The organism is Pseudoalteromonas sp. SWYJZ98 (assembly GCF_015864495.1).
GTDB classification, from domain to species: Bacteria; Pseudomonadota; Gammaproteobacteria; order Enterobacterales; family Alteromonadaceae; genus Pseudoalteromonas; species Pseudoalteromonas distincta.
The window spans coordinates 228191-252428 of the sequence record NZ_JADYXA010000001.1; the positions used below are offsets into that span (position 1 = coordinate 228191).

25 protein-coding genes and 2 pseudogenes are annotated in these 24238 nt (G+C 40.0%); 17 read left to right on the forward strand and 10 right to left on the reverse strand.

Translation table 11 applies throughout. The features are described 5' to 3' along the window. Positions 1-208: 208 nt before the first annotated feature. A complete protein-coding gene (gene zapE / locus I6F10_RS01075; protein WP_002957958.1) occupies positions 209-1297 on the reverse strand; it encodes a cell division protein ZapE in 1089 nt (362 codons plus the stop codon). Positions 1298-1431: 134 nt separating this feature from the next. Here zapE and I6F10_RS01080 point away from each other — a divergent pair, with 134 nt between their 5' ends. The 3 genes from I6F10_RS01080 to I6F10_RS01090 all read left to right on the forward strand — a co-directional run bounded on the left by I6F10_RS01080 (position 1432) and on the right by I6F10_RS01090 (position 4542). Continuing rightward, positions 1432-1875, forward strand: a complete 444-nt coding sequence (locus I6F10_RS01080) for a YhcB family protein (RefSeq protein ID WP_024595790.1) — start codon at positions 1432-1434, stop codon at positions 1873-1875. Positions 1876-2004: 129 nt separating this feature from the next. Further along, on the forward strand, positions 2005-3357 hold the full coding sequence (locus I6F10_RS01085; protein ID WP_024606350.1) for a Do family serine endopeptidase: 1353 nt from the start codon (positions 2005-2007) through the stop codon (positions 3355-3357). A 102-nt stretch (positions 3358-3459) separates the two neighbouring features. Then, complete coding sequence (locus tag I6F10_RS01090; protein ID WP_024595792.1) at positions 3460-4542, forward strand: trypsin-like peptidase domain-containing protein; 1083 nt, start codon at positions 3460-3462, stop codon at positions 4540-4542. Positions 4543-4620: 78 nt separating this feature from the next. Here I6F10_RS01090 and murA read toward each other — a convergent pair whose 3' ends face one another. The 7 genes from murA to I6F10_RS01125 are packed head-to-tail and all read right to left on the reverse strand — an operon-like array spanning position 4621 to position 9285. Then, positions 4621-5880: a UDP-N-acetylglucosamine 1-carboxyvinyltransferase gene (gene murA, locus I6F10_RS01095; protein WP_165743097.1), complete on the reverse strand. Its 1260-nt coding sequence runs from the start codon at positions 5878-5880 to the stop codon at positions 4621-4623. Between the two features lie 13 nt (positions 5881-5893). Beyond that, positions 5894-6151: a BolA family protein gene (locus tag I6F10_RS01100; RefSeq protein WP_002957953.1), complete on the reverse strand. Its 258-nt coding sequence runs from the start codon at positions 6149-6151 to the stop codon at positions 5894-5896. Positions 6152-6156: 5 nt separating this feature from the next. Then, the gene (locus I6F10_RS01105; RefSeq protein WP_002957952.1) at positions 6157-6450 is read right to left on the reverse strand and encodes an STAS domain-containing protein; all 294 of its coding nucleotides are present in this window, start codon (positions 6448-6450) and stop codon (positions 6157-6159) included. Continuing rightward, the gene (locus tag I6F10_RS01110; protein WP_165743096.1) at positions 6443-7123 is read right to left on the reverse strand and encodes an MlaC/ttg2D family ABC transporter substrate-binding protein; all 681 of its coding nucleotides are present in this window, start codon (positions 7121-7123) and stop codon (positions 6443-6445) included. The genes I6F10_RS01105 and I6F10_RS01110 overlap by 8 nt, the downstream gene beginning before the upstream one ends. A 5-nt stretch (positions 7124-7128) precedes the next feature. Beyond that, positions 7129-7677, reverse strand: a complete 549-nt coding sequence (gene mlaD / locus I6F10_RS01115; protein WP_002957950.1) for an outer membrane lipid asymmetry maintenance protein MlaD — start codon at positions 7675-7677, stop codon at positions 7129-7131. A 13-nt stretch (positions 7678-7690) separates the two neighbouring features. Continuing rightward, the gene (gene mlaE / locus I6F10_RS01120; RefSeq protein WP_165743095.1) at positions 7691-8470 is read right to left on the reverse strand and encodes a lipid asymmetry maintenance ABC transporter permease subunit MlaE; all 780 of its coding nucleotides are present in this window, start codon (positions 8468-8470) and stop codon (positions 7691-7693) included. After that, positions 8470-9285, reverse strand: a complete 816-nt coding sequence (locus I6F10_RS01125; RefSeq protein ID WP_076915496.1) for an ATP-binding cassette domain-containing protein — start codon at positions 9283-9285, stop codon at positions 8470-8472. The genes mlaE and I6F10_RS01125 overlap by 1 nt, the downstream gene beginning before the upstream one ends. Before the next feature lie 255 nt (positions 9286-9540). Between I6F10_RS01125 and I6F10_RS01130 the strand changes: the two genes are divergently transcribed. The 13 genes from I6F10_RS01130 (at position 9541) to I6F10_RS01190 (ending at position 19464) form a co-directional block, all read left to right on the forward strand. Then, a complete protein-coding gene (locus I6F10_RS01130; protein ID WP_002957947.1) occupies positions 9541-10509 on the forward strand; it encodes a calcium/sodium antiporter in 969 nt (322 codons plus the stop codon). A 3-nt stretch (positions 10510-10512) separates the two neighbouring features. After that, a complete protein-coding gene (locus I6F10_RS01135; protein ID WP_165743144.1) occupies positions 10513-11484 on the forward strand; it encodes a KpsF/GutQ family sugar-phosphate isomerase in 972 nt (323 codons plus the stop codon). Next, positions 11485-12036: a 3-deoxy-manno-octulosonate-8-phosphatase KdsC gene (gene kdsC, locus I6F10_RS01140; protein ID WP_007580311.1), complete on the forward strand. Its 552-nt coding sequence runs from the start codon at positions 11485-11487 to the stop codon at positions 12034-12036. Then, positions 12033-12587: an LPS export ABC transporter periplasmic protein LptC gene (lptC, locus tag I6F10_RS01145; RefSeq protein ID WP_165743094.1), complete on the forward strand. Its 555-nt coding sequence runs from the start codon at positions 12033-12035 to the stop codon at positions 12585-12587. Before kdsC ends, lptC begins: the two co-directional genes overlap by 4 nt. After that, positions 12577-13122 carry a lipopolysaccharide transport periplasmic protein LptA gene (gene lptA / locus I6F10_RS01150; RefSeq protein ID WP_002957943.1) on the forward strand — a complete coding sequence of 182 codons (546 nt, stop codon included), beginning with the start codon at positions 12577-12579 and terminating at the stop codon, positions 13120-13122. Before lptC ends, lptA begins: the two co-directional genes overlap by 11 nt. Next, a complete protein-coding gene (gene lptB / locus I6F10_RS01155; protein ID WP_002957942.1) occupies positions 13119-13844 on the forward strand; it encodes an LPS export ABC transporter ATP-binding protein in 726 nt (241 codons plus the stop codon). Before lptA ends, lptB begins: the two co-directional genes overlap by 4 nt. 69 nt (positions 13845-13913) lie before the next feature. Beyond that, the gene (locus tag I6F10_RS01160) at positions 13914-15413 is read left to right on the forward strand and encodes an RNA polymerase factor sigma-54 (RefSeq protein WP_002957941.1); all 1500 of its coding nucleotides are present in this window, start codon (positions 13914-13916) and stop codon (positions 15411-15413) included. Positions 15414-15439: 26 nt separating this feature from the next. Further along, positions 15440-15727, forward strand: a complete 288-nt coding sequence (gene hpf / locus I6F10_RS01165; RefSeq protein WP_007580301.1) for a ribosome hibernation promoting factor — start codon at positions 15440-15442, stop codon at positions 15725-15727. Between the two features lie 4 nt (positions 15728-15731). After that, the gene (gene ptsN, locus I6F10_RS01170; protein WP_024595797.1) at positions 15732-16184 is read left to right on the forward strand and encodes a PTS IIA-like nitrogen regulatory protein PtsN; all 453 of its coding nucleotides are present in this window, start codon (positions 15732-15734) and stop codon (positions 16182-16184) included. Positions 16185-16202: 18 nt separating this feature from the next. Continuing rightward, entirely contained in the window at positions 16203-17048 is an 846-nt protein-coding gene (gene rapZ, locus I6F10_RS01175) for an RNase adapter RapZ (protein WP_165743093.1), read from the forward strand. Positions 17049-17090: 42 nt separating this feature from the next. Continuing rightward, entirely contained in the window at positions 17091-17363 is a 273-nt protein-coding gene (locus I6F10_RS01180) for an HPr family phosphocarrier protein (RefSeq protein ID WP_002957937.1), read from the forward strand. 132 nt (positions 17364-17495) lie between these two features. Then, positions 17496-18854: a magnesium transporter gene (mgtE, locus tag I6F10_RS01185; RefSeq protein ID WP_002957935.1), complete on the forward strand. Its 1359-nt coding sequence runs from the start codon at positions 17496-17498 to the stop codon at positions 18852-18854. A gap of 58 nt (positions 18855-18912) precedes the next feature. Continuing rightward, positions 18913-19464, forward strand: a complete 552-nt coding sequence (locus tag I6F10_RS01190) for a protein disulfide oxidoreductase (protein WP_165743092.1) — start codon at positions 18913-18915, stop codon at positions 19462-19464. Between the two features lie 168 nt (positions 19465-19632). Here I6F10_RS01190 and I6F10_RS01195 read toward each other — a convergent pair whose 3' ends face one another. Together I6F10_RS01195 and I6F10_RS01200 are read right to left on the reverse strand one after the other, a co-directional pair. After that, the gene (locus tag I6F10_RS01195) at positions 19633-21810 is read right to left on the reverse strand and encodes a YgiQ family radical SAM protein (RefSeq protein WP_197098226.1); all 2178 of its coding nucleotides are present in this window, start codon (positions 21808-21810) and stop codon (positions 19633-19635) included. Positions 21811-22207: 397 nt separating this feature from the next. After that, positions 22208-22906, reverse strand: a pseudogene (locus I6F10_RS01200) (putative bifunctional diguanylate cyclase/phosphodiesterase); the annotation flags it as partial. A gap of 97 nt (positions 22907-23003) precedes the next feature. Here I6F10_RS01200 and I6F10_RS01205 point away from each other — a divergent pair. After that, positions 23004-24221, forward strand: a pseudogene (locus tag I6F10_RS01205) (IS4 family transposase). Positions 24222-24238: the final 17 nt, after the last annotated feature.

The following is a 24238-nucleotide window of genomic DNA, read 5'->3' on the forward strand; positions in this document are numbered from 1 at the left end:
CCCTTCGAGTTTTAGACTTTTGCGCCGCTCACAAGTGGCTAGACTATATGAGGACATAGAACGCAACGTGGCAGACGCGGGAGTATACCAGCACTTAAAACACATTGCTACTCGCCGGTTGTTTTTTCCACAAGAAATTTCAGAAATAAGAAGTACTATATATGTACCTCTTTTTTATAGTTGCCCTATTACACATTTACTTACTTATTTAAACTAAATGCTCTCTAGCTAAATATTCTAAGGATTGCATTTCTTGTAAACGACTAATACAACGCTTAAATTCAAAGTTTAAATTACCTTGGGTATAAAGTTCGGTAATAGGTTTTTCAGCCGATATAATTAAAGTTACATGGCGCTCATAAAATTCATCCACTAAAGCAATAAAGCGTCTAGCAGCATCATCATTAGTTTGCCCTAGCTGTTTTACGTTAGAAATAATCACCGTATTGTATAAGCGGCTAATCTCCATGTAATCGACCTGGCTACGTGCTGTTTCGCACAATTCACTAAACTCAAACATCACAACGCATTTAGCTACTTTACGCGTTTTGATTTTTCGCCCTTCTATCTCTATCGGCTCATCTAATTGCCCTGGCTCTGGCGATAACTTATCGAAGTACTCAAATAGGTTCTTATCCGCATCTTCATCTAACGGACTATGAAAAATTTCAGCTTGCTCTAAAGTACGTAATCGGTAATCAATACCTGAATCTACATTAACTATCTCGGTATTTTTTTTAACAAGCTCAATTGCTGGCATAAAACGCGCTCGCTGTAAGCCATTTCTGTAAAGTTCATCAGGCACTATATTAGAGGTTGCTACAAGTACTATGCCCCGTGCAAATAGCGCTTCCATTAAGCCACCTAATAGCATGGCATCAGTAATGTCTTGTACAAAAAACTCATCAAAGCAAATAATGTCTGTTTCTGCTTTAAAAGTGTCAGCAATTTTTTCTAATGGATTAGCCGTATTATTTAGCTTTTTAAGCTCGTTATGCACTCGGTGCATAAATCGATGAAAGTGCACACGCATTTTACGTGTGCCCGGTAATGATTCGTAAAAAGTGTCAACTAAATAAGTTTTACCACGCCCTACTCCCCCCCAAAAGTACAAACCTTTTACAGGCGCAGGTTCTTCTTTACTAAATAGCTTAGCAAAAAAGCCTTTTTGTTTTGGCTTTGTCTGAGTTAGGTCATCGTATAGACGTTGTAAATGGCGCACAGCATTTTCTTGTGCTGCGTCGTGTACAAAGTCATCTCGCTTTAAGTCTTGTTGGTATGTTTGCCAAGGAGTCATATCTATTTACAGTTAAAACACAGTTTAATTTGCAAAGCATATTAACACGCATCATAACTCGGGGTATATTACACTTAGTATGATTTATAATTGAATCGGCATTCGTTAGTTATTTTCCCAAAGGGGTAGTTTTTATGGGCACAGTTATGTGGGTAGGTTTGATTGTTATTGTTGCTGTTGTAGCATTTTTTATTGGTGCATTTGTAACTAAAAAACAGTTCAAACAAGATGAACTAAAAGAGCAAGCGGAACAAGCACAAAGTGCGCTTGAGCAGTATCGCCAAGATGTCGCTGATCATTTAGCGAATACTGGTAAGCTCGTAAATAAAATGAAAGAAAACTATGATCAACTGCTTAGTCACGTTGAAGAAACAAACCAGCTTCTTCTAGAAGATAGAAATAAAGCACCAGCTGAACCTTATTTCTCTAAAGAAACAACCGAACAATTACAAGCATCTTTAAAAGAGCGTCGTTCAGACCGCTCTTCTGCAGAAGCGCAACCAGCTGATTATGTATCAGGTGAATCCGGTTTATTTGCTGGTCAAAATAAAGTTTCAGAACATTCTAAAGCATCTTGATGAACTTTTTTTTGACCCCATAGTCTTTAGATATAACAGCTTTGTTGTTTTATCTTAATAAACCGAAAAGGGCTGCTGTAAAGTAGCCCTTTTTGTTTTGCTTTATCTTAAGTGGAGTTACCCCTGACTATGAAAATGAAATTATCACTTATCAGCGCAGCTATTCTATCTACAAGCTTATTAATGAGCCCTGTAGCATCTTATGCAAAAATGCCAATTGCAGTAAATGGTCAACAACTACCAACTCTTGCCCCCATGCTAGAGAAAATATCTCCAGGTGTTGTAAGTATCCAAGTTTCAGGCTCAAAAGAAGTACGCCGCCGTGCAGATCCGCTTGAATACTTTTTTGGACAGCAACAGCCTCGCAGTCAAAAGCGTCAATTTAGTGGGTTAGGCTCTGGGGTAATTATTGATGCTGATGAGGGTTATGTAGTCACTAATAATCACGTAATCCAAGATGCCGAAAAAATGGTAGTAACCCTCGAAGATGGCCGTGAATTTGAAGCAACTAAAATTGGTACTGATACAGAATCAGACATCGCTCTTTTACAAATAGACGCTGATGACTTAACTGAAATAAAACTCGCAAATTCAGATAGTTTACGAGTGGGCGACTTTGCCGTCGCTATTGGTAACCCATTTGGACTTAGCCACACAGTTACATCTGGTATTGTTAGCGCTCTTGGCCGTAGTGGTTTAAATATTGAGGGCTACGAAGATTTCATTCAAACCGATGCTGCTATCAACCAAGGCAACTCTGGTGGTGCACTAGTTAACTTAAACGGTGAATTGATTGGTATTAACACTGCTATTTTAGGTGCTTCTGGCGGTAACGTGGGTATTGGTTTTGCCATTCCATCAAACATGATGAAAAACTTAGTTGATCAAATTGTTGAACACGGTGAAGTACGCCGAGGTTCGCTGGGTATTTCTGGCCGACCACTTGATGCAGGCCTTGCTAAAGCGCAGCAACTTGACGTTAAACAAGGTGCTTATGTAATGCAAGTAATGGACGACACTGCTGCAAGTAAAGCAGGTATAAAAGCAGGTGACGTAATTGTTAGCATTAATGGCGGTGATATTAGTGGTTTCCATGAACTACGCAGCAAAATTGCTACGCTAGGTGAAGGCCGCGAAATAAAACTTGGTATTTACCGCGATGGTAAAATTAAAACGGTAAAAGTAACTCTTGATGGTGCATCAGGTGTTACAGCGACTGGCGAAGAGCTGCATCCTGCGTTCCAAGGCGCGACACTTGAAAACGTGCAAAAAAATAGTAATAAAGGTGTTGAGGTTACGTCTGTAGACCCTCGCTCACCTTCTGCCCGTGTTGGCCTTGAAGAAGGTGATATTATTATGCAAGTGAATCGCCAACGAGTAGAGACTATTCGTGATATGAATAAGATTATCGAAAACACTAAAGGTAATATCGTACTTGGCGTACAACGTGGTCGTGAGTCTATATTTATTTTAATTCAGTAATAAATAGCACTATTAATGTAATAAAAATAACAGTGGCACTTGCCGCTGTTATTTTTTTTATGTCATCATAAAGAGATTGCTCACTTACATAATAAGAAAACTGTGCTGAAATTAATAAAATTTATTCTCCCCCCTTTATTTGCAGGTCTAAGTATTGCTTTTTTAGTGGTTTTTTTCAGCCCTAATATGCGAGCCGCCTTACTCCCTAATGTTCCCCTTCCAAGCGCGATGAGTGCGAGTCACCTGAGTTTTTCTGATGCAGTTAAACGAGCAGCTCCTTCTGTAGTTACTATTTTTTCAGAAAGCATTTCCAAAGAACCTCGTTATAAAAGAAAAAACACGGTACAAGAGCTAGGCTCTGGCGTCATTATGTCGCAAGACGGTTATATTCTTACTAACTACCATGTTGTGAATAATGCAGACCAAATTATGGTTATCTTAACCGATGGCCGACGCTTTTTTGATGTGCAACTAATTGGTTTTGATACCATTACTGATTTAGCCTTACTTAAAATCAATGCAGATCACCTCCCGGTAATTCCCGTAAACGATAGCTATGTATCAAATGTAGGCGATGTTGTACTTGCTATAGGCAACCCGCTTAACTTAGGGCAAACAATCACTCAAGGCATTATTAGTGCAACCGGTAAGCAAAAAATTACAGATAGCCCTTACAATAACTTATTGCAAATGGATGCAGCTATTAACGTGGGCAACTCCGGCGGGGCATTAGTTAACTCCAATGGTGATTTAGTCGGCATTACTTCTGCACAATTTAAAACGCGTGAGAACTTGAATATTCAAGGAATATTTTTTGCGGTTCCTTACTCACTTGCTAAAAAAGTGATGGGTAAACTCATTCGTCACGGTCGGGTTGTACGCGGCTATTTAGGCTTTGAAGGCACAGCAGTAGATAGTACAGGTAAAGAAGTAAACGACAGCCTAACGCCGGTTACCGGCATGCGCATTACTAATTTAGACCCTTTGGGGCCAGCATGGCAAGCGGGTATTGAAGAGCAAGATATCGTCATTAAAATTGCAGGGCTTTCGGTAGCAAACCCACAAAAAGTGCTTGAAAAAATAGGTAATACGGAGCCCGGTAAAGAAATAGAATTTGAGCTATACAGAGATGGAAAAATAGAAAAAATCATGGTGGTGGTAGCTGAACTTGAAACAAAGCTTTAATAAATAGTAATACCAATCGTCAATAAAAAAGTCGGATAGCAATTTGCGTATCCGACCTTTTTAAAATAGCTTAACTAGTTATCTACTTCTACGTTTAATGTTTGCACCCAACGCACTTAGCTTATCTTCAATGCGCTGATAGCCTCTATCAACGTGATAAATACGGTCAACAACCGTTTCACCCTGTGCCACTATACCCGTTAAAATTAAACTAGCTGAAGCGCGTAAATCGGTTGCCATCACTTGCGCGCCCGTTAGGCTCTCAGTCTCACCACAAATTGCGGTATGCCCTTCTAAACGAATATTAGCGCCCATACGCTGCAACTCAGGTACATGCATAAAACGGTTTTCAAAAATCGTTTCTGTAATAGTCGCACTACCATTTGCTACTACATTTAATGCTGTAAACTGAGCTTGCATATCCGTAGGAAAACCTGGGTGTGGAGCTGTTTTAATATTCACGGCTTTCAGTTCTCGGCCGCGCATATCAAGGTAAATACTGTCGTTATGCACTTCTAGATGTGCATTTGTTGCGCGTAACTTTTCAATCACAGGCTCAAGAGAATGAAAGTCAGTGTTTTTACAAAGTACTTCACCGCCTGCCATTGCTGCAGCGACTAAAAACGTCCCAGTTTCAATTCGGTCAGGTAAAATACTGTGTTCACAGCCAGCTAAACGCTCAACGCCTTCAACTTCAATGCGGCTAGTACCTGCACCTGTGATTTTAGCGCCCATAGCAATTAGGCAGTTAGCTAAATCAATTATTTCAGGCTCGCGTGCCGCATTATCAAGTATGGTTTTACCATCAGCGAGGGCCGCTGCCATTAATAGGTTTTCGGTAGCGCCTACACTTACCATTTCCATAAAAATTTCAGCGCCTTTTAAGCGACCATTTACCTTGGCATTAATATAACCATTTTCAACGTTTATTTGTGCGCCCATGCGCTCCAAACCTTGAATATGAATATCAACTGGGCGAGCGCCAATGGCGCACCCACCAGGTAAAGACACTTGAGCTTCACCAAAACGTGCAACTAGAGGTCCTAATGCAAGCACAGAGGCACGCATTTGCTTTACTAAGTCGTAAGGCGCTAATGTTTTATTAACCGTTGCACCGTCAATTACTAGGGTATCGCCCTGCCAATTAACATCTGCACCTAAAGTTTTTAATAAGGCTTCAGTGGTCACTATGTCGCGAAGACGCGGTACATTAGTAAATATACTTTTGCCATCAGCTAATAGTGAAGCAAATAAAATAGGCAGTGCGGCATTTTTAGCGCCCGAAATAGTCACTTCACCAGCAAGTGAAGTGCCACCTTGAATTACAAATTGATCCATTAGGAGGCCCTAGTTATTGCGGTAAAATGAATTTTTGTTCACGCTTCCACTCTACAGGAGTAAATGCACGAATAGATACTGCGTGAATTGTCCCATCTGAAATTGTATTCATTAATGGACCATAAACTAGCTGCTGCTTTTTAACTCGGCTTAAACCGTCAAAGCATTCGCCTACCGCAACAACTTCATAATGACTACCATTGGCTTTTACATGCACTTCAGCTAATTGAAGTTCTTCGCGTAATAATGTTTCGACTTGGCTAGTTTCCATAACTCTCACTCAAATAGGGTTGTAACCTGACCCAATTGCATTAAATTTTGCAATTGCTCAGGTAGGTTTTGCAATTCAAGGCGAATGCCTTGCTGCTTTAATTCTGCAAAAGAGTGAATTAACCAAGCTAAGCCTGCTGTGTCAACCCTTGATACTCCACTTAGGTCGAAATAGATGATTTTATGCTTAGTTAATAACTTATTGTTCAGAAGCTGTTCATCGCCAATTGAATTTCGAGTAAGCTCACCGCTTACTCCAAAATGTTGTCCATCAACTTGGCTTATTGCCAATTTAGTCATTCGAGTTACTGCCTCTAAACTGAACTGGTAGCTGACTCTTTTGCTCTAAAAGGTTACTTACATTATCAATACCTTGCTGGCGCAAAATACCTTGCAGCTCACTTTGTTTTGCGTCTAGTAAACTAATACCTTCGGCAATCATATCGTACGCGCGCCATTCACCGTCACGGTCTTCGCGTACTTTAAAATCGATTCTGATATCAGGTTTACCGTCTTCAATAATTTTAGTCTTAATAACAACAACGTCTTTGCCTTTAAACGCTTGCTCTGCACCAAACTCAACTTTCTGGTTTGTGTATTGAGTAAATACACCTGCATAAGTAGCAACTAAGTACTCTCTAAATACACCAATAAAGCGTTGAATTTCTTTAATTGCTTTGGCCTTTTCAGCCTCGTCGGTAATTGCACGAACTTTAGATACTTCACTGCCAAGTACACGAAGTGCTGCATATTTATAGTCGATGTAAGGCATTAATTCTTCTTCGACTATTACGCGAAGGTACTCTTGATCTTTAACAATTAATGGCTGATCTTTTTTAATGCGCGCAAATGTATTATCGGCAACTTGGCGTACCATTTTATTAGGATCGATTAATTTCACATCTGCTGCACTTACGCTTTGAGTTAGCGTCATTGTGCCAATTGCTACAATAGCTAAAAACTTTTTCAACATAATAATTACTCACTACCTTGGTTGAATAAAAACTGCCCGATTAATTCTTCAAGTACAATGGCAGACTTAGTATCAGTGATTGAATCGCCATCACCTAGTGCTTTACTTTCCACACCAAATAAATCGTCAATTGCTTCATCTTGCTTGTTTTCTGTCACTGTTTCGCCTAAACAACGTTGCTTAGCAGAATCTGGAGAAATTACAGGGTGAATACCTAAGTACTGCTCACCTAAAATACCCGACGTTAAAATAGAGATTGAGCTTGTGTCTGAAAAACGACATAAGTACTGTGCGTCAATGGTCATATTAACGACTGGTAAAAATTCTTGTGGGTGAACATAAATTGATTCAACACGACCAATTACAACACCACCTACTTTTACCGGCGCACGCGCTTTTAACGAGCCGATGTTTTCAAACTTGGCATTAAGCGTATATGTTTCGCCAGAGCCACTAATACCTGAATTGGCAACTTTAAGTGCAAGCATCGCAAAAGCTAAAATGCCAAGTGCTACAAAAAAACCAACTAAAATTTCTAATTTCCGTGAATTCATTATCTATACCCTATTAGCTGGTAAACATTACCGCTGTCAAAATAAAGTCAAAACCTAAAACTGCTAATGACGAATGAACAACCGTTTCGGTGGTTGCTTTGCTGATCCCTTCTGAGGTCGGCACACAGTCATATCCTTTATAAAGCGCAATCCAGGTCACCACTATGGCAAATACAAAGCTTTTAATAATACCGTTTAGTATGTCTTGCTGAAACGACACTTGCGATTGCATGATTGACCAAAAACTACCTGTATCAACCCCCAGCCAATCTACCCCCACTAAATGAGCGCCTATAATTGCTACAGCTGAAAATATCAATGCAAGCAATGGCATGCTTATAAAACCCGCCCAAAAGCGCGGTGCAATAATACGTTTTAGCGGATCGATTGCCATCATCTCAAGTGATGAAAGTTGCTCTGTTGCTTTCATTAAGCCAATTTCAGCTGTCAAAGCGCTACCTGCGCGTCCTGCAAATAATAATGCAGTAACAACCGGGCCTAGTTCTCGCAATAAGCTCAGTGCCACTAACGGCCCTAAACTATCTTCAGCACCATAACCAACCAATACGGTGTAACCTTGTAGAGCCAACACCATGCCGATAAACAAACCCGACACCATAATAATGAGTAACGATTGCGAACCAACCATATAAAGCTGGCGAACAAGTAAAGGTGTGCCTTTTTTAAAATTAGGAAAATGCGCTAATGCACTAAACAGCATATAAGCAGAACGACCAAGGGCCGCAAAACGTCCTAGCGTTTTATGCCCTAGCTTTTGAAATAAATCCAACATTATGCTTTTTCTCCAAGTAGTTCGTCTGCATAAGCCTGAGCCGGAAAATGAAATGGTACTGGACCATCCGACAAGCCTTTTAAAAACTGTTGAACTAAAGGAGATTCATGATTACGCATTTCATCTGGAGTACCACAACCAATTACACCTTGATCGGCGATAATTATAACGTGATCGGCAATACTCATTACCTCTGTTACATCGTGCGTCACGATTAAAGACGATAAACCTAATACTTCGTTGAGCGACTTAATTAGCTTAACCAATACGCCCATCGAAATAGGATCTTGCCCTGCAAATGGTTCATCGTACATGATTAGCTCTGGATCAAGTGCTATAGCGCGTGCAAGCGCAGCACGCCTTGCCATACCGCCGGATAACTCAGAGGGCATTAAATCTTTAGCGCCACGTAGTCCAACAGCTTGCAATTTCATTAACACAACTAATCGAATCAGGTCTTCACTTAGCTTTGTGTGCTCTCTTATAGGAAACGCGATATTGTCAAATACCGACATATCAGTAAACAACGCACCACTTTGAAAAAGCATACTCATTTTAGTACGTGCTTCGTATAACTCTTTACGAGACATTTTAGGAATGCTGCCACCTTCAAATAAAATATCACCTGAATCTGGTTTAAGCTGACCACCAATTAAACGCAACATAGTGGTTTTACCAATTCCGCTTGGCCCCATAATCGCAGTAATTTTACCTTTAGGAACGCTAAAACTCATATTTTTATATATGGTTCTATTGCCTCTCGAAAAGCTAACATCCTTGACTTCTACTATTGATTGCGACAAGTCGCTCTCCATAAAAATGTTCACTAGTGCCCCTATTTTAAAGCTTTTTTGTCAAAGATGGAAAAAACAATTCGTAAGATTTTGTAATACACCCATGAAAAGGATTATAAGACTCGCTTAAAACAGCTTAACCCCGGCTTAAATTTTTAAATTAGCTGTTTAAAAGCAACATTGTTACCTAGTTGACCTTACTCTTTTATTTATACTTTCATCTTGGCTTTTGTTACTATTCGCGCCATCCGTATTTTGTATAACTGGCTTAACACAATGGTTACCTCGTTTGTTATTTTAATTCTTGGTTTTGCAGCTCTTGTTTGGAGTGCCGATAGGTTTGTTTATGGGGCTGCGGCTCTTGCTAAAAACTTTGGTGTACCTACACTTATTGTTGGTTTGACCGTTGTAGCCATGGGCTCTTCAGCCCCTGAAATGATGGTTTCAGCCTCTGCCGCTTTGGCTAACAAAACCGACACAGCCGTTGGCAATGCTGTTGGCTCTAATATTACAAACATTTTACTTGTGTTAGGTATCACTGCTCTATTTCGCCCTCTTTCAGTTTCATCTAGTACGTTAAAACGTGAAATGCCATTAGTGATGCTCGTATCTTTAGCTACTTGGTATGTGTTCTCAGATAACTACTTTTCATTTAGTGAAGGTGTTGCGCTTTTAGTTGGCTTTATCGTATTCATCGGTGGGTTAATCATTGTATCTATGCGTGCAAAAAACCAAGATGACCCATTTGTCTCAGAAGCCTGCGACGATGTACCAAACGATGTACCTACTAAAAAAGCGGTATTTTGGTTAATTGTCGGCATGATACTCTTGCCGGTTAGTTCTCATTTTTTAATCGGCTCAGCTGTTGATATTGCTAAATACTTCGGCTTAAGCGACTTAGTCATTGGTTTAACAATTATTGCCATTGGTACTAGCTTGCCGGAACTTGCCGCCTCGGTTGCAGGTGTACTTAAAAATGAAGATGATTTAGCACTAGGTAATATTGTTGGATCAAACATATTTAATATTTTAGCTGTATTACCTCTAGCAGGTATTATTAATCCTTCAGCAATTGATCCATCGTTAGTAAGCCGAGATATATTAATTATGATTGGTGCAACACTTGCTCTTATTATTATGTCATTGAACTTTAGAGGCACCCAGCGTATCAATAGGGTAGAAGGTGGCTTATTGCTAATAGCGTTTTTGGGTTACCAAGGGTATATTTTTAGTCAAGTAGGGTAAATGATGGCAACGCTAAACTTTATTGAACAAGGCCTTCGCGTTTTAGATGTTGAGCGCCAAGCACTTAGTGATATTGCACAATATGTAGATGAAAATTTTCATAACGCGTGCCAATTAATGTACGACTGTGAAGGCCGTATTATTGTTATTGGCATGGGAAAATCAGGCCATATTGGCAATAAAATAGCGGCAACCCTTGCAAGCACTGGCAGCCCTGCGTTTTTTGTTCACCCTGGTGAAGCAAGTCATGGTGATTTAGGTATGATCACTAAAAATGACGTGGTTATGCTTATTTCTAATTCAGGGGAAACCAGCGAAGTTTTAAATATCATTCCGGTTTTAAAACGACTTGGTGCCAAAATGATAGCGATGACTGGCAATACACAATCAACAATGGCAACCCTTGCTAATGTACATGTGTGCATTAAAGTAGAAAAAGAAGCTTGTTCATTGGGTCTAGCCCCTACATCAAGTACCACTGCAACGCTTGCGATGGGCGATGCCATGGCAGTTGCATTATTAGAAGCTCGCGGCTTTACAGCTGATGACTTCGCGCTATCTCACCCTGGTGGTAGTTTAGGCAAGCGCTTATTACTTACTTTAAAAGATGTTATGCACAGCGGCGCAAATACACCTATTATTGATGTTTCACAAACAGTTAAAGATGCTCTAATAGAAATGTCAGCTAAAGGATTAGGTATGACAGCCATTGTTGGTGAAAATCAGCAACTCGTAGGGTTATTTACCGATGGTGACTTACGTCGCATTTTAGAACAAAGAATTGATATTCATACAACACAAATAGATGTTGTTATGACTAAGTCATGCACTACAGCTACGCAAGATATTTTAGCCGCTGAAGCGCTCAATATTATGGAACGTAAACGTATAAATGGCCTAATCGTCGTCAATGAGAAAAACCAACCTATTGGCGCATTAAATATGCAAGACCTATTGAAAGCAGGAGTGTTATAAATGCAATTTGAAGAACTCTATCAACCGCTGAGCGATGATGCAAAAGCACGCGCTAAAAAAGTAAAACTACTTATATGCGATATTGATGGTGTATTTTCTGATGGCCGTATTTACCTTGGCAATCAAGGTGAAGAGCTAAAAGCATTTAATACAAAAGATGGTTTTGGCATTAAAGCACTTATAAACAGTGGCTTTGAAGTAGCTGTTATTACTGGTCGTCATTCACAGATAGTACAACAACGTATGAGCAGCTTAACCGTACAGCATATTTATCAAGGCCAAGAAAATAAGCTCATTGCCTATCAAGAATTAAAAGATAAACTCAACCTTAGCGATGAACAAATTGCTTATATTGGTGATGACGGTCCTGACATGCCTGTTATGGAGTTAGTAGGCTTTGCCGTTGCAGTAAATGATGCCCACCCACTTATTAAGCGTTTGTCACACTATGTAACGCAAATGCCTGGTGGTTTTGGTGCTGTGAGAGAACTCACCGATTTGCTCATGCTTGAAAATGGTAAAGCATTGACTACACAAGGCACTAGTTCATGAATGCAGCGCGCATAATATTAAGCGTTTTATTCATTAGCTGTATGGTTTGGCTTTGGTACCCTTATTTTGCACAAACAAATATTGTGCCTCAGGCTGAGCCTGAAGTTATTGCTAAGCCTGATTACATAGCTATTGAGCTCAAACAGACAGCCTATGATGAGCAAGGTAAAATTAGCCACAAAGTCACTGCGGCTAAAATGGAGCTATACCAGCAATTAGGTTTCACGTTTTTCGAAAAACCCATTTTTACTTTATATAACGAACAACAAACGTGGCAAATAAATGCAGACGAAGCAACATTATACGAAGATAAACAATTAATTTTAGAAGGTAATGTGGTTGCCAAAAATTTAACCGATAACGCCATGATAGACAAAATCAATGCTGATAATATTCAGGTTGATATAAAGCTATTAACAATGCGTTCGGAGCAACCCGTCATCATCACTGGACCCAATTTAAAAATCACCGGTAAAGGCCTAGAAGCCGACTTAAAAGCCGAAGTGATAAAACTAATTAACCATACGCGAACCATATACTATGACCAATAAAATATTAAAATCACTTATAATTCCTACACTTATACTAGCGTTTAATAGTAGTGCTGCAGAGCAAAACACGCAACCTGCTGCCAATCAAATTTCAATAAGTGCCGACAAGCAAGAAGGTCAATTGAAAGCTAATGTGGGTATTTTTGAGAAAAACGTTGAGATTATTCACGGTAATCGCCGCATTACAGCCGATCGCCTCGAAGTACACAAACGTGATGAACTTGGTGATAATAAACAATTATTAATTGCCACAGGTAGCCCTGCGCACTTTGAAGAAAAGCAATCAGACGGCACGACTATGAGCGCCAGTGCTGACGAAGTACGTTATGATGTATCTAAGCGTTTTTTAACGCTTGTTGGTAATGCACAAGTATCGCAAGCCGGACAAAAAATAAATGCTAAAAGCATTACCTACGACATAGAGCAGCAGCTCATCAGTGCCGAAAAAGATGAAAACTCAACTGACCGCGTTCACACAATTTTAGTACCGATCGAAACTAAAAAAAGTAAAAAAGGCGATAAAGGTCAACCATGAGCACATTAAAAGCAGAACTATTGGCAAAAAGCTATAAAGGTCGTGAAGTTGTAAAAAACGTCGGCCTTGAAGTACAAGCTGGCAGTATAGTTGGCTTACTTGGCCCTAACGGTGCTGGTAAAACAACGACTTTTTATATGATTGTAGGGCTTGTTCCTAGCGACAAAGGTAAAATATCTATTGATGATAACGATATTACTCTTTTACCTATGCATAGTCGTGCTAGATTAGGCATAGGCTACTTACCACAAGAGTCATCGATTTTTAGAAAGCTGACTGTTTATCAAAACTTAATGGCCATTTTAGAAACGCGCAAAGAACTAAATAAACAAGCCAGAGAAGACACGCTCAATAACTTATTAGATGAATTTAGCATACAACACATTCGTGATAGCCAAGGTATGGCATTATCGGGTGGAGAGCGTCGTCGTGTAGAAATAGCACGAGCACTGGCAGCAGATCCTAAATTTATATTACTGGATGAACCGTTTGCCGGTGTTGACCCTATTTCGGTATTAGATATAAAGAAAATAATAGAACATCTTAAAAATCGTGGGATTGGTGTATTAATTACCGACCATAACGTAAGAGAGACCCTTGATGTTTGTGAAAAAGCCTACATTGTTTCTCATGGGGAGCTGATTGCATCAGGTACTCCAGAACACGTATTAAATGATAAAACAGTACGCGATGTTTACTTAGGCGAGCAATTTAGGCTGTAACATTTACGCCATGTCTTTAAGCATCTGCTAGTATTAATTATAACAACATAAAAGGATTGTTAGAGATACATGAGGCAATCACTACAGCTGCGCATGGGCCAGCAACTTACAATGACTCCACAGTTGCAACAAGCTATTCGTTTGTTGCAACTCAGTACATTGGATCTCCAGCAAGAAATACAAGAAGCTCTCGACAGTAATCCACTATTAGAGGTTGAAGAGGCAGACTATTCTGAAGACGCTGCTGGTAAAAACGAGCAAAAAGCTGATACCGATGACATAACTGTTAGCGCATCTGCTGATGATGCTCCGAGCGAATACGAACAAGATACTGGTGAAGCACTTGCAAAAGACACGCTAAGTGACGACATGGCTATGGATGTTAGTTGGGATGAGTACATGAGTGCCGCCCCAGCAGCCTCATCAGGTCCAATGCCTGAAGACGAATCTATATACCAAGGCGCCTCTACTGAAACGCTCCATGAGTATTTAATGTGGCAATTACAACTAACGCCATTTAGCCCTACCGATGAAGCCATCGCGATTGCGATTGTAGAGGCCGTCGATGATTCAGGTATTTTAACTCTCAGTTGCGAAGAAATTTTAGAAAGCTTTAATCAAGAAAACGAAGATGATAACGAAGTCGAACTTGATGAAATTGAAGCGGTATTAAAACGCATTCAACTGTTTGATCCTGTTGGTATTGCTGCACGTAGTTTACAAGAGTGTTTGTGTATTCAGCTTAATCAATTTGATAAAGAAACACCTTACATTAATGAAACGAAAATGATTTTAACCGAGCATATTGATCTATTAGCAGCTCGCGACTATCGTACATTAATGAAAAAAACTAAGCTTAAAGAAGAAGAGCTTAAAGAAGTGATGACACTAATACATACTCTCAACCCAAAACCTGCAGATACTATTGTAAGGGAAGAATCTGAGTATGTTATTCCTGATGTGTCAGTTAAAAAAATTAAAGGTCGCTGGGTTGTCGAATTAAACCCAGATAGCATGCCTAAAATTCGTGTTAATAGCCAATACGCGGCAATGTCTCGCACTGTAAAATCAAGTGGCGACAGCCAGTTTATTCGCTCACATTTACAAGAAGCTAAATGGTTTATTAAAAGCTTAGAAAGTAGAAACGACACGCTATTAAAAGTTACTAATTGTATTGTTAAGCAACAACAAGGATTTTTTGAACATGGCCCTGAAGCCATGAAACCAATGGTTTTAAATGATGTCGCTGAAATGGTAGAAATGCACGAATCGACAATTTCGCGTGTGACTACTCAAAAGTACATGCATACACCCCGTGGTATATTTGAGCTTAAATATTTTTTCTCAAGCCATGTAAGTACTGAAAACGGTGGTGAATGTTCATCTACAGCAATACGTGCGCTTATCCGAAAATTAATCGCAGCAGAAAACTCAGCAAAACCATTGAGTGATAGCAAAATAGCGGATATATTGGCTGAGCAAGGAATTAAAGTAGCAAGACGTACAATCGCAAAATACCGTGAATCTCTTGCTATTCCACCGTCAAATCAGCGTAAAAGTCTGATTTAAGACGCTAAACTAAGAGGGTAATGCTTATGCAACTAAACTTAACTGGTCGTCACGTAGAATTAACCGATTCACTAAGAGACTATATTAATACTAAATTTGCGAAGCTTGAAAGACACTCTGATCATATTAATAATGTTCATGTCATTCTCGATGTAGAAAAATTAAATCAAAAAGCAGAAGCCACAATACACGTAAGCGGTGCTGAGCTATTTGCCTCTACAGAACATCAAGATATGTATGCCGCTATTGACTCGTTGATCGACAAGCTCGATCGCCAAGTAATCAAACACAAAGAGAAGCTTGCTCGACACTAATATGATGAAATTAAGTTCACTTATATGCCAGGACTGCAGCAAAGCTGCGGTCCTTTTTAATAGCAAAAAAAGAATTTTAGAGTTCATTAGCGAACTTGCTCACGACAAACTTCCGTATTTACCGCAACAAGATATTCTTAACGCTTTAATGAGCAGAGAGAAATTAGGTAGTACAGGTATAGGGCGTGGCATTGCTATTCCTCATGGAAGAATGAGCGGTGCAGAAGAGCCTTTGGCTTTAGTGCTCGTTAGCGAAACTCCAATAAACTTTGATGCAATCGATAATCGCCCTGTTGATATTTTTGTCGCACTCATCGTACCAGATGGCGATAACCAGCAGCACTTAAAGACTCTAGCAACCATTGCTGATAAACTAAACAACAAAGATTTTTGTAAACAGTTACGCAGTGCAAAATCTGATACTGAGCTTTACCAAGTTATTGTCGATCAATCATAGTTTTATAAAGGGTGTTAAATGGAGTTAATTATCATAAGCGGCCGTTCTGGTTCTGGAAAGTCGGTTGCTTTGCGCATTGTAGAAGATTTAGGTTATTATTGCGTAGATAATATTCCAGTAAACCTACTACCTTCATTAGTTCGCAGTGTGTCTGATAGCTACGATAAAATTGCTGTTAGCATAGATGTGCGCAACATCCCTAAAGAACAAGATGAATTTAACGATATTCTTGAATACTTGCCTGGCTTTGCAAACCCTACGTTGTTTTATTTAGATAGCGACGATCAGACATTGATCAAACGCTTTTCTGAAACACGCAGATTACACCCACTATCAATAGACTCGTTGCCCCTTGATTTAGCCATCAAAAAAGAAAAAGAATTACTTGATGTATTAACCACTCGCGCCGACTTTATGATAGATACGACTGATTTAAGTGTTCATCAACTCGCTGAATCTATTCGTGAAAAGATTTTAGGTAAAAAAGATAAGCAACTGATTGTCACATTTGAATCATTTGGTTTTAAACACGGTATACCAAAAGAAGCAGACTACGTATTTGATGCACGCTTTTTACCAAATCCACACTGGGAACCAGAGTTAAAGCCTTTAAATGGGTTAGATCAACCGGTTAAAGACTATTTAGCTAATCACAGCATAGTGCAAAAATTCACATGGCAAATTCAAACATTTGTACAAACGTGGTTACCACATTTAGAACGAAATAACCGCAGTTATTTAACCATTGCTATTGGGTGTACAGGCGGGCAACATCGCTCTGTGTATTTAGCGCAAACTATCGGTGAAAGTTTCGCAATGACACATCCCAATGTAAAAATTCGCCATCGCGAGCAAGAAAAATAATATAGCTGAATAATCACCTGTTCAGCTTAGGTAGAGTAAGTTATGCATTGTGAAGATACCTTTTTAATAAAAAACAAATTAGGCTTACACGCCAGAGCAGCTACTGTGCTTGCGCAATTAGCAGTACAATTTGATGCGACAATCACATTATTCCAAGATGACAAAGAAGCAGCAGGCGATAGCGTACTTGCACTAATGTTACTTGAAAGTAGCCAAGGAAAAGAAGTTAAAGTTGTTTGTAAAGGCCCTGATTCTGAGCAAGCTTTACACGCTGTTGGAGAATTAATAGCACAACGCTTTAATGAACAAGAATAACCTGTTTTATAAAAACAATATTCGCATTACTAATGCTTCAATTAAAACAGATATATAAAATAGATAGGTTAGTAACGCCAGTTAACTCACCTCCCCCCCATAAAGTAATATAACAATTTATAAAGGACGCCAATGCCTGAAGCTTTTGAACAAGATTACCCACTACAGCAACTAAAACAGGTGACGAAGTCACTCAATAGTGGTCAATTTGTTCAAGTTAGGCGCATGCTCGCAAAAACGGCTCCTTGTGATACCGCATTATTATTAGAATCATCACCGCATAAAATTCGCCGACTGCTTTGGCAATTGGTCGATCCTGATGTGCAGGGTGATGTTCTTGAAGAATTATCTGAAGATGTTCGTTTAGGCATTATTGCCCAAATGGAACCTAAGCACATTGCCGCCGCAACTGAAGACATGGGCCACGATGACTTAGGTGAAGTATTACGTAGCCTGCCAGATACCGTCTATAAAGACGTTGTTAGCGCGATGGACATTCAAGACCGTGAACGTGCCACGCAAGCACTGTCATATCAAGAGCGTTCAGCAGGTGCGCTAATGAACACCGATACGGTGACCATTCGCCCTGATGTAACACTCGATGTTGTACTTCGTTATATTAGACTGCGTGGTGAGTTACCAGAGGGTACAGATGATTTATATGTTGTTGATAAACATAACTGCTTTATAGGCGCTTTATCGCTGAGTACATTATTAACTAATCCGCCAGAAAAAATTGTGCGCGATTTAATGGATGAAGATTGTGAGTCTATCCCAATCTCAATGGATGAAAGTGAAGTAGCGCAATTATTTGAGCGCCATAATTGGATATCGGCCCCTGTGGTGGACGATAACGACCAACTCCTCGGTCGTGTTACTATCGATGACATCGTTGATGTAATCCGAGAAGATGCCGAGCATAGCTTATTAAGCCTAGCCGGTCTTGATGATGAAGAGGATACATTCGCGCCTGTACTAAAAAGCTCTAAAAAACGCTCAGTTTGGCTAGGAGTTAATTTACTAACCGCACTTGCAGCTGCTTTTGTAGCTAGCTTTTTTGAAGGCACTTTAGATGTGCTACCTATTTTGGCTGTGCTTAACGGTATTGTCCCTTCTATGGGTGGTGTTGCTGGTAGCCAATCATTAACGCTTGTTATCCGTGGTATTGCAGTAGGTCATATAAACCAAACAAACCAACGTTTCTTGATGATGAAAGAACTGGCCATTGGCGCGCTAAACGGTATTTTGTGGTCACTATTAATTGCGGGTGTTATTGCGCTATGGCAGTGGGACTTTATGCTTGGTGGCGTACTCGCTTTCGCTATGTTTATGAACTTAGTGGTGGCAGGTGTTGCTGGTGCAAGTATTCCAATAATTCTTAAAAGAATGAATATAGACCCTGCTCTTGCAGGGAGTGTGGTGCTAACCACGGTGACTGATATTGTTGGTATATTCGCCTTTTTAGGTACTGCTACATGGTTGCTGATATAAATTAAACGCTTTAAATGTAAAAAACTACAGCAAAAATACTTAGGGTAAATCAGTAGCTATGGCAACGGATACCAAACATAAAAATGACATACCTAAAAAAACGCTAAAACAAAAAAGCGTATCCATATTAAAAAGTGTACTGGTATATGGCTCTATATTTTTCGTCCTTTATACCGCCGTCAATTGGTGGCGGCAACCTGTCATGCCAGCAAATCCTCAATTACAATTAATCGATTATAAAGGGCAAAACATTGATTTAGCAGCAATGAGCCAAGATAAACCCACGCTTGTGTATTTTTGGGGAACTTGGTGTCCTATTTGTAGTATTACCTCCCCTGCCATAAACGAACTCGCAAACGAGAATAAATACCCCGTTGTGAGCATCGCGATAAAATCAGGCTCTGATCAAGAGCTGCATGATTATTTAAATGAGCAGGGCTACAGCTTCAGTACTGTTAACGATCAACACGGGGAGATATTTTCCGATTGGCAGGGACAAGTCACGCCATCTTATATAATCTTAAAAGATAATAAAATGACGCAAGGACTCACCGGCATTCAGCCGTTATGGTCACTTAAATTGCGTTTGTGGTTATCATCAATGCTTTAAAAAAAAACTAAACTTAGCACAGGATATCTAAGGAGAGGGGCTCTAAAACCTCACCCTATATCACCTACAATAATATAGATAATAAAGAGCAAAGCTGACTTAATTTACGTATACAAAAGCTAAAAAACGCGTGCCGCAATTAGCCTTATCTATTAGCAAATAAAATTACTAACGTGTGCTTTGTCGATTACCGCCTACTTTTGGCTTAGTGTTTGCCTTTTTAAATTGGCTAAAACCGGTATGTCGCGTTAGTGCTGGACGCCCACCTTTTTTACCACCTTTACCTGCTTTTTCATCGCGCCCTTCTTCTGGAACTAAACAGTTAGGCTCTTTACCAATTAAATTAGCTTTACCCATTTTACGTAGAGCTTCACGTATCATTGGCCAACCAGCTGCATCGTGGTAGCGTAAAATAGCTTTATGTAATCTACGTTGGCGTGCGCCTTTAGGTACTGGAACAACTTCTGAGTTGTTTTTTATATTACGCAAAGAGTTCATCTCTGTATGGTAAATAGTCGTCGCATTAGCCATAGGTGATGGGTAAAAATTTTGTACCTGATCAAGCTTAAAGTCGTTTGATTTAAGCCATAAAGCCATGTTTACCATGTCTTCATCTTTTGTACCTGGGTGAGCAGATATAAAGTAAGGAATTAAATACTGCTTTTTACCGGCTTCTTTAGAGTACTTATCAAATAGTTCTTTAAATTGATCGTACGCTCCCATACCTGGTTTCATCATTTTTGATAATGGACCATCCTCTGTATGCTCTGGCGCTATTTTTAAGTAACCGCCTACATGGTGCGTTACTAATTCTTTAACGTAACGCGGGTCGCGTACAGCTAAATCGTAACGTACACCTGAAGCAATCAATACCTTTTTAATACCCTTAACTTCACGTGCTTTTTTATACAAATCTATTGTTGGCGTATGATCTGTATCCATGTGTTTACAAATATCTGGATACACACATGATAAGCGTCTACAGGTACTCTCGGCCTTTTTACTAGTACAGCGCAGCTTATACATATTCGCCGTTGGGCCACCTAAATCAGAAATAACACCAGTAAAGCCGGGGACTTTATCTCTAATTTGTTCAATTTCTTCAATAATAGATTCTTGCGAACGACTTTGAATAATGCGCCCCTCATGCTCTGTAATTGAGCAAAACGAACAGCCACCAAAACAGCCACGCATAATATTAACTGACGTTTTAATCATATCGTAAGCAGGTATTTTAGCATCACCATAACTTGGGTGAGGAATACGCTGATACGGCAAACCAAATACAGCATCCATTTCATGTGTTTCTAATGGATATGCTGGCGGGTTTACCCAAATAGAGCGATCGCCATGTCGTTGGTAAAGCGCTCTTGCACAACCAGGGTTTGTTTCTTGATGTAAAATTCGCGAGGCATGAGCGTATAAAGGTTTGTTAACACTTACTTGCTCATAAGCAGGTAACTTAACATAGGTTTTTTCCCACGGCTTAGGACGTGCAGGCTGAACCATGATTGGTTTTGCCGCTTCTGCTTTTAAATCAATACCCGCTTGTTTAAATTCAGATTTACTACAGCCAACATCATCCGCGCCATATGGGTTTGGAATAGGGTCTATTTTACCAATTTTATCAATAGCGGTAGAATCACTGCCACGCCAACCAGGTAGAGGCTCTTTTCGAATAACAGCCGTGCCGCGAATATCCTGAATCGTATCCATCGTTTCACCCGCCGCAATACGGTGTGCAACTTCAACTAGCGGGCGCTCTGCGTTACCGTAAATTAAAATATCGGCTTTTGCATCAAACAAAATACTACGACGTACTTTTTCCTGCCAATAGTCGTAATGAGCAATACGGCGAAGGCTGGCTTCAATACCGCCAATAACAATTGGGATACCTTTGTATGCTTCACGGCATTTTTGCGAGTAAATCATCACGGCGCGATCTGGGCGCTTACCGCCAACGTTATTAGGCGTGTAAGCATCATCGTGGCGCATGCGTTTTTCCGCTGTATAGCGGTTGATCATAGAATCCATGTTGCCGGCTGTTACACCAAAAAATAAATTCGGTCTGCCGAGCTCCATAAATGCATCTTTAGAGTCCCATGCAGGTTGGGCAATAATCCCCACTCTAAAGCCTTGCGCTTCAAGTACACGGCCAATTACAGCCATACCAAAACTAGGATGGTCAACATACGCATCGCCACTAATTATTATTATGTCGCAGCTATCCCAGCCAAGTGCATCCATTTCTTCACGTGTAGTTGGTAAAAATGGCGCGGTGCCATAACATTCAGCCCAGTATTTCGGGTATGAAAATAAGGCGCGCTTAGCTTTGAGTGTGCTCATAATTGTGGCCGTAGAATAACAAAAGGCGCGAATTATACCCTACTAAATTCTTTATATATACAAAGTAGTCAAAGCATATCGCGCTTTAAATTCTAAATCGTTCATTAGGGCGTGTTGATCTTTGTGGATTGAAATTTGTTCAATCTAGGGGCGATTTAATCGCGGCGCGAGGTTTGTAACCTAGCGGGCTAAGTAAAAACCGAGCAACAAAGAGTTAATCGTCCCTAGAAAGAACCCAAAGGGCAGCGCATGTTTGGCATTTATGCTGCGTTATCGCCTATTTATGGGGAACAACCACACTACATAGGCTCTGCCTTGCCTAAATACCAAACAATCTGCTGCAAAATTAACCACAAAAGTTCAACACGCCCTAACTTAAATAATAAGTTAATCTTTTTTAGCGTTTATTTATAAATTCTATCAATTCATGCTCAGGCATGGGTTTAGCATACATAAAACCTTGTACCTCATCACAGCCTAAGTTTTTTAAGAACTGGGCTTGTTCTTGTGTTTCAACGGCTTCAGCAATCGTTTTTAAACCCAACTTAGCACCAAGAGAAATAACTAAGGCAGCAATAGCGCCAGTGTCATCATTTGGCAGATCCTTAATAAATGCACGATCTATTTTCAATCTATCCAAGGGTAAACTTTGTATATAACTAAGCGATGAAAAGCCAGTCTCAAAGTCATCAATAGCAACCTCCATCCCTAACTCTTGAAGCTCTCTAAGTGTATTAATAACAGTTTCGAGTTCATCCATTACTACGCTTTCAGTGACTTCTAATTCTATGTTTTTTGGCTTAACGCCATATTTTAATAATGTATTTTTAACGTTTTGAGCATAGCCTTTTACTTTAAACTGCGGAACAGACACATTAACCGCAATACAAATTTCGGTACCCATATTTTCTAGGCGCTTTTGTTGTTGGCAAGCTTGCTCTAAAACCCACTGCCCTATATCAACAATCAAGCCCGCATCTTCTGCAAGTGGAACAAATACCGCTGGCGATATATATGATCCGTTACCGGTGGGCCACCTAAGTAATGCCTCACACCCAATTAAAGACAAGTCTCCTAATGAAAGTTGAGGTTGATACCTAAAGTATCCCCAGAATTAGCCTTTACATATCAATGAACTAACAGTATTAAAAAATGTGGGTAGTGAGGGAACATTCATGGTGTTTTGTGATCTTATGAATCGCTTAAAAACAACAGAACTAAACACCATGAATGCGTCTACTATTTTGCACAATATGCTCCGCGCTGTCACCCCTAACTCTATTCATAAAGCCAGATTTAATACTCTAGTCGCTGCCGTTAAATCTCTTTTGCACTGTCAGCAATGCACCTTGACGTCTATCGGCCGCAATTTGGATTCAAAAACAACTGAAAAACATGATATTAAACGTATTGACTGACTACTCAGTAACAATGAGCTTTTGCGTGAATCGATATCGGTTTATGTTCGCTTAAGCCGTTTTGTGGTCACTGAAAAGCATCCCGTCATTTTGGTCGATTGGAGCCATGCTGATACACAAACCAAATACTGTATTCTGCGTGCCAGCATTGTCAGTGAAGGTCGCTCTTTAACCCTGTATCAGGAAAGTGCATTCAGCTTTCAATATCATTGCCCAAAAGTGCAAAAACGGTTTTTAAAGATGCTCAAACTGATCTTGCCGAGTGATTGCCGCCCCGTGATTGTGACGGATGCAGGCTTTAAAGTCCCCTGGCTCAAAGCCGTGCGGAACAATGGCTGGCATTATATTAGTCGGGTTCGTGGTACGGCACATTTGAAAACGCAGGACAGCGATGAGTTTATTCCATGCCAGTCACTATTCAAGAACAATCAGCGTAAGAGCCAGTATCTTGGCGCGACCGAGCTGACCAAAAGTGCAAAATATCAAACTCATGCAGTGTTGGTTGGCAAGGGACATAAGTTATTAAAAAGAGATAAAAAACGCGGTTATAAGGAGCCTTGGCTACTCGTTTCTTCTCTTCCAAAAAGACACCACTTTCTCGAAAAGGTGCTCAAGCTATATGGAATGAGAATGCAGATAGAGGCAGGGTTTCGAGACCAAAAAAGTGTTAGGTTCGGCTTAGGCTCAGATCTGCACAGAACGAACAAACTCTATCGATTAGACATACTTTTACTGCTCGCAACATTGGCTCATTGGTTCTCAATGATGCTGGGTGCTGTGATAGACAAAGCAGGAAAGACAGGGGCTTTTCAAGCTAACTCAAGCAAAAACAGGCGAGTAGTGTCATGGGCATTTGTTGGGTTGCGATACTTCAAAAAACAGTCCATTAAGCTGCGGCGGCGAGATTACTTGGAAGGGCTAGCCTATTTCGTACAGGTGGTAGTGCAACTCGATTGGAAAAATATGGATGTGAGTGATGTGATTGAAATTTAATAATTATTTTTGGGGAT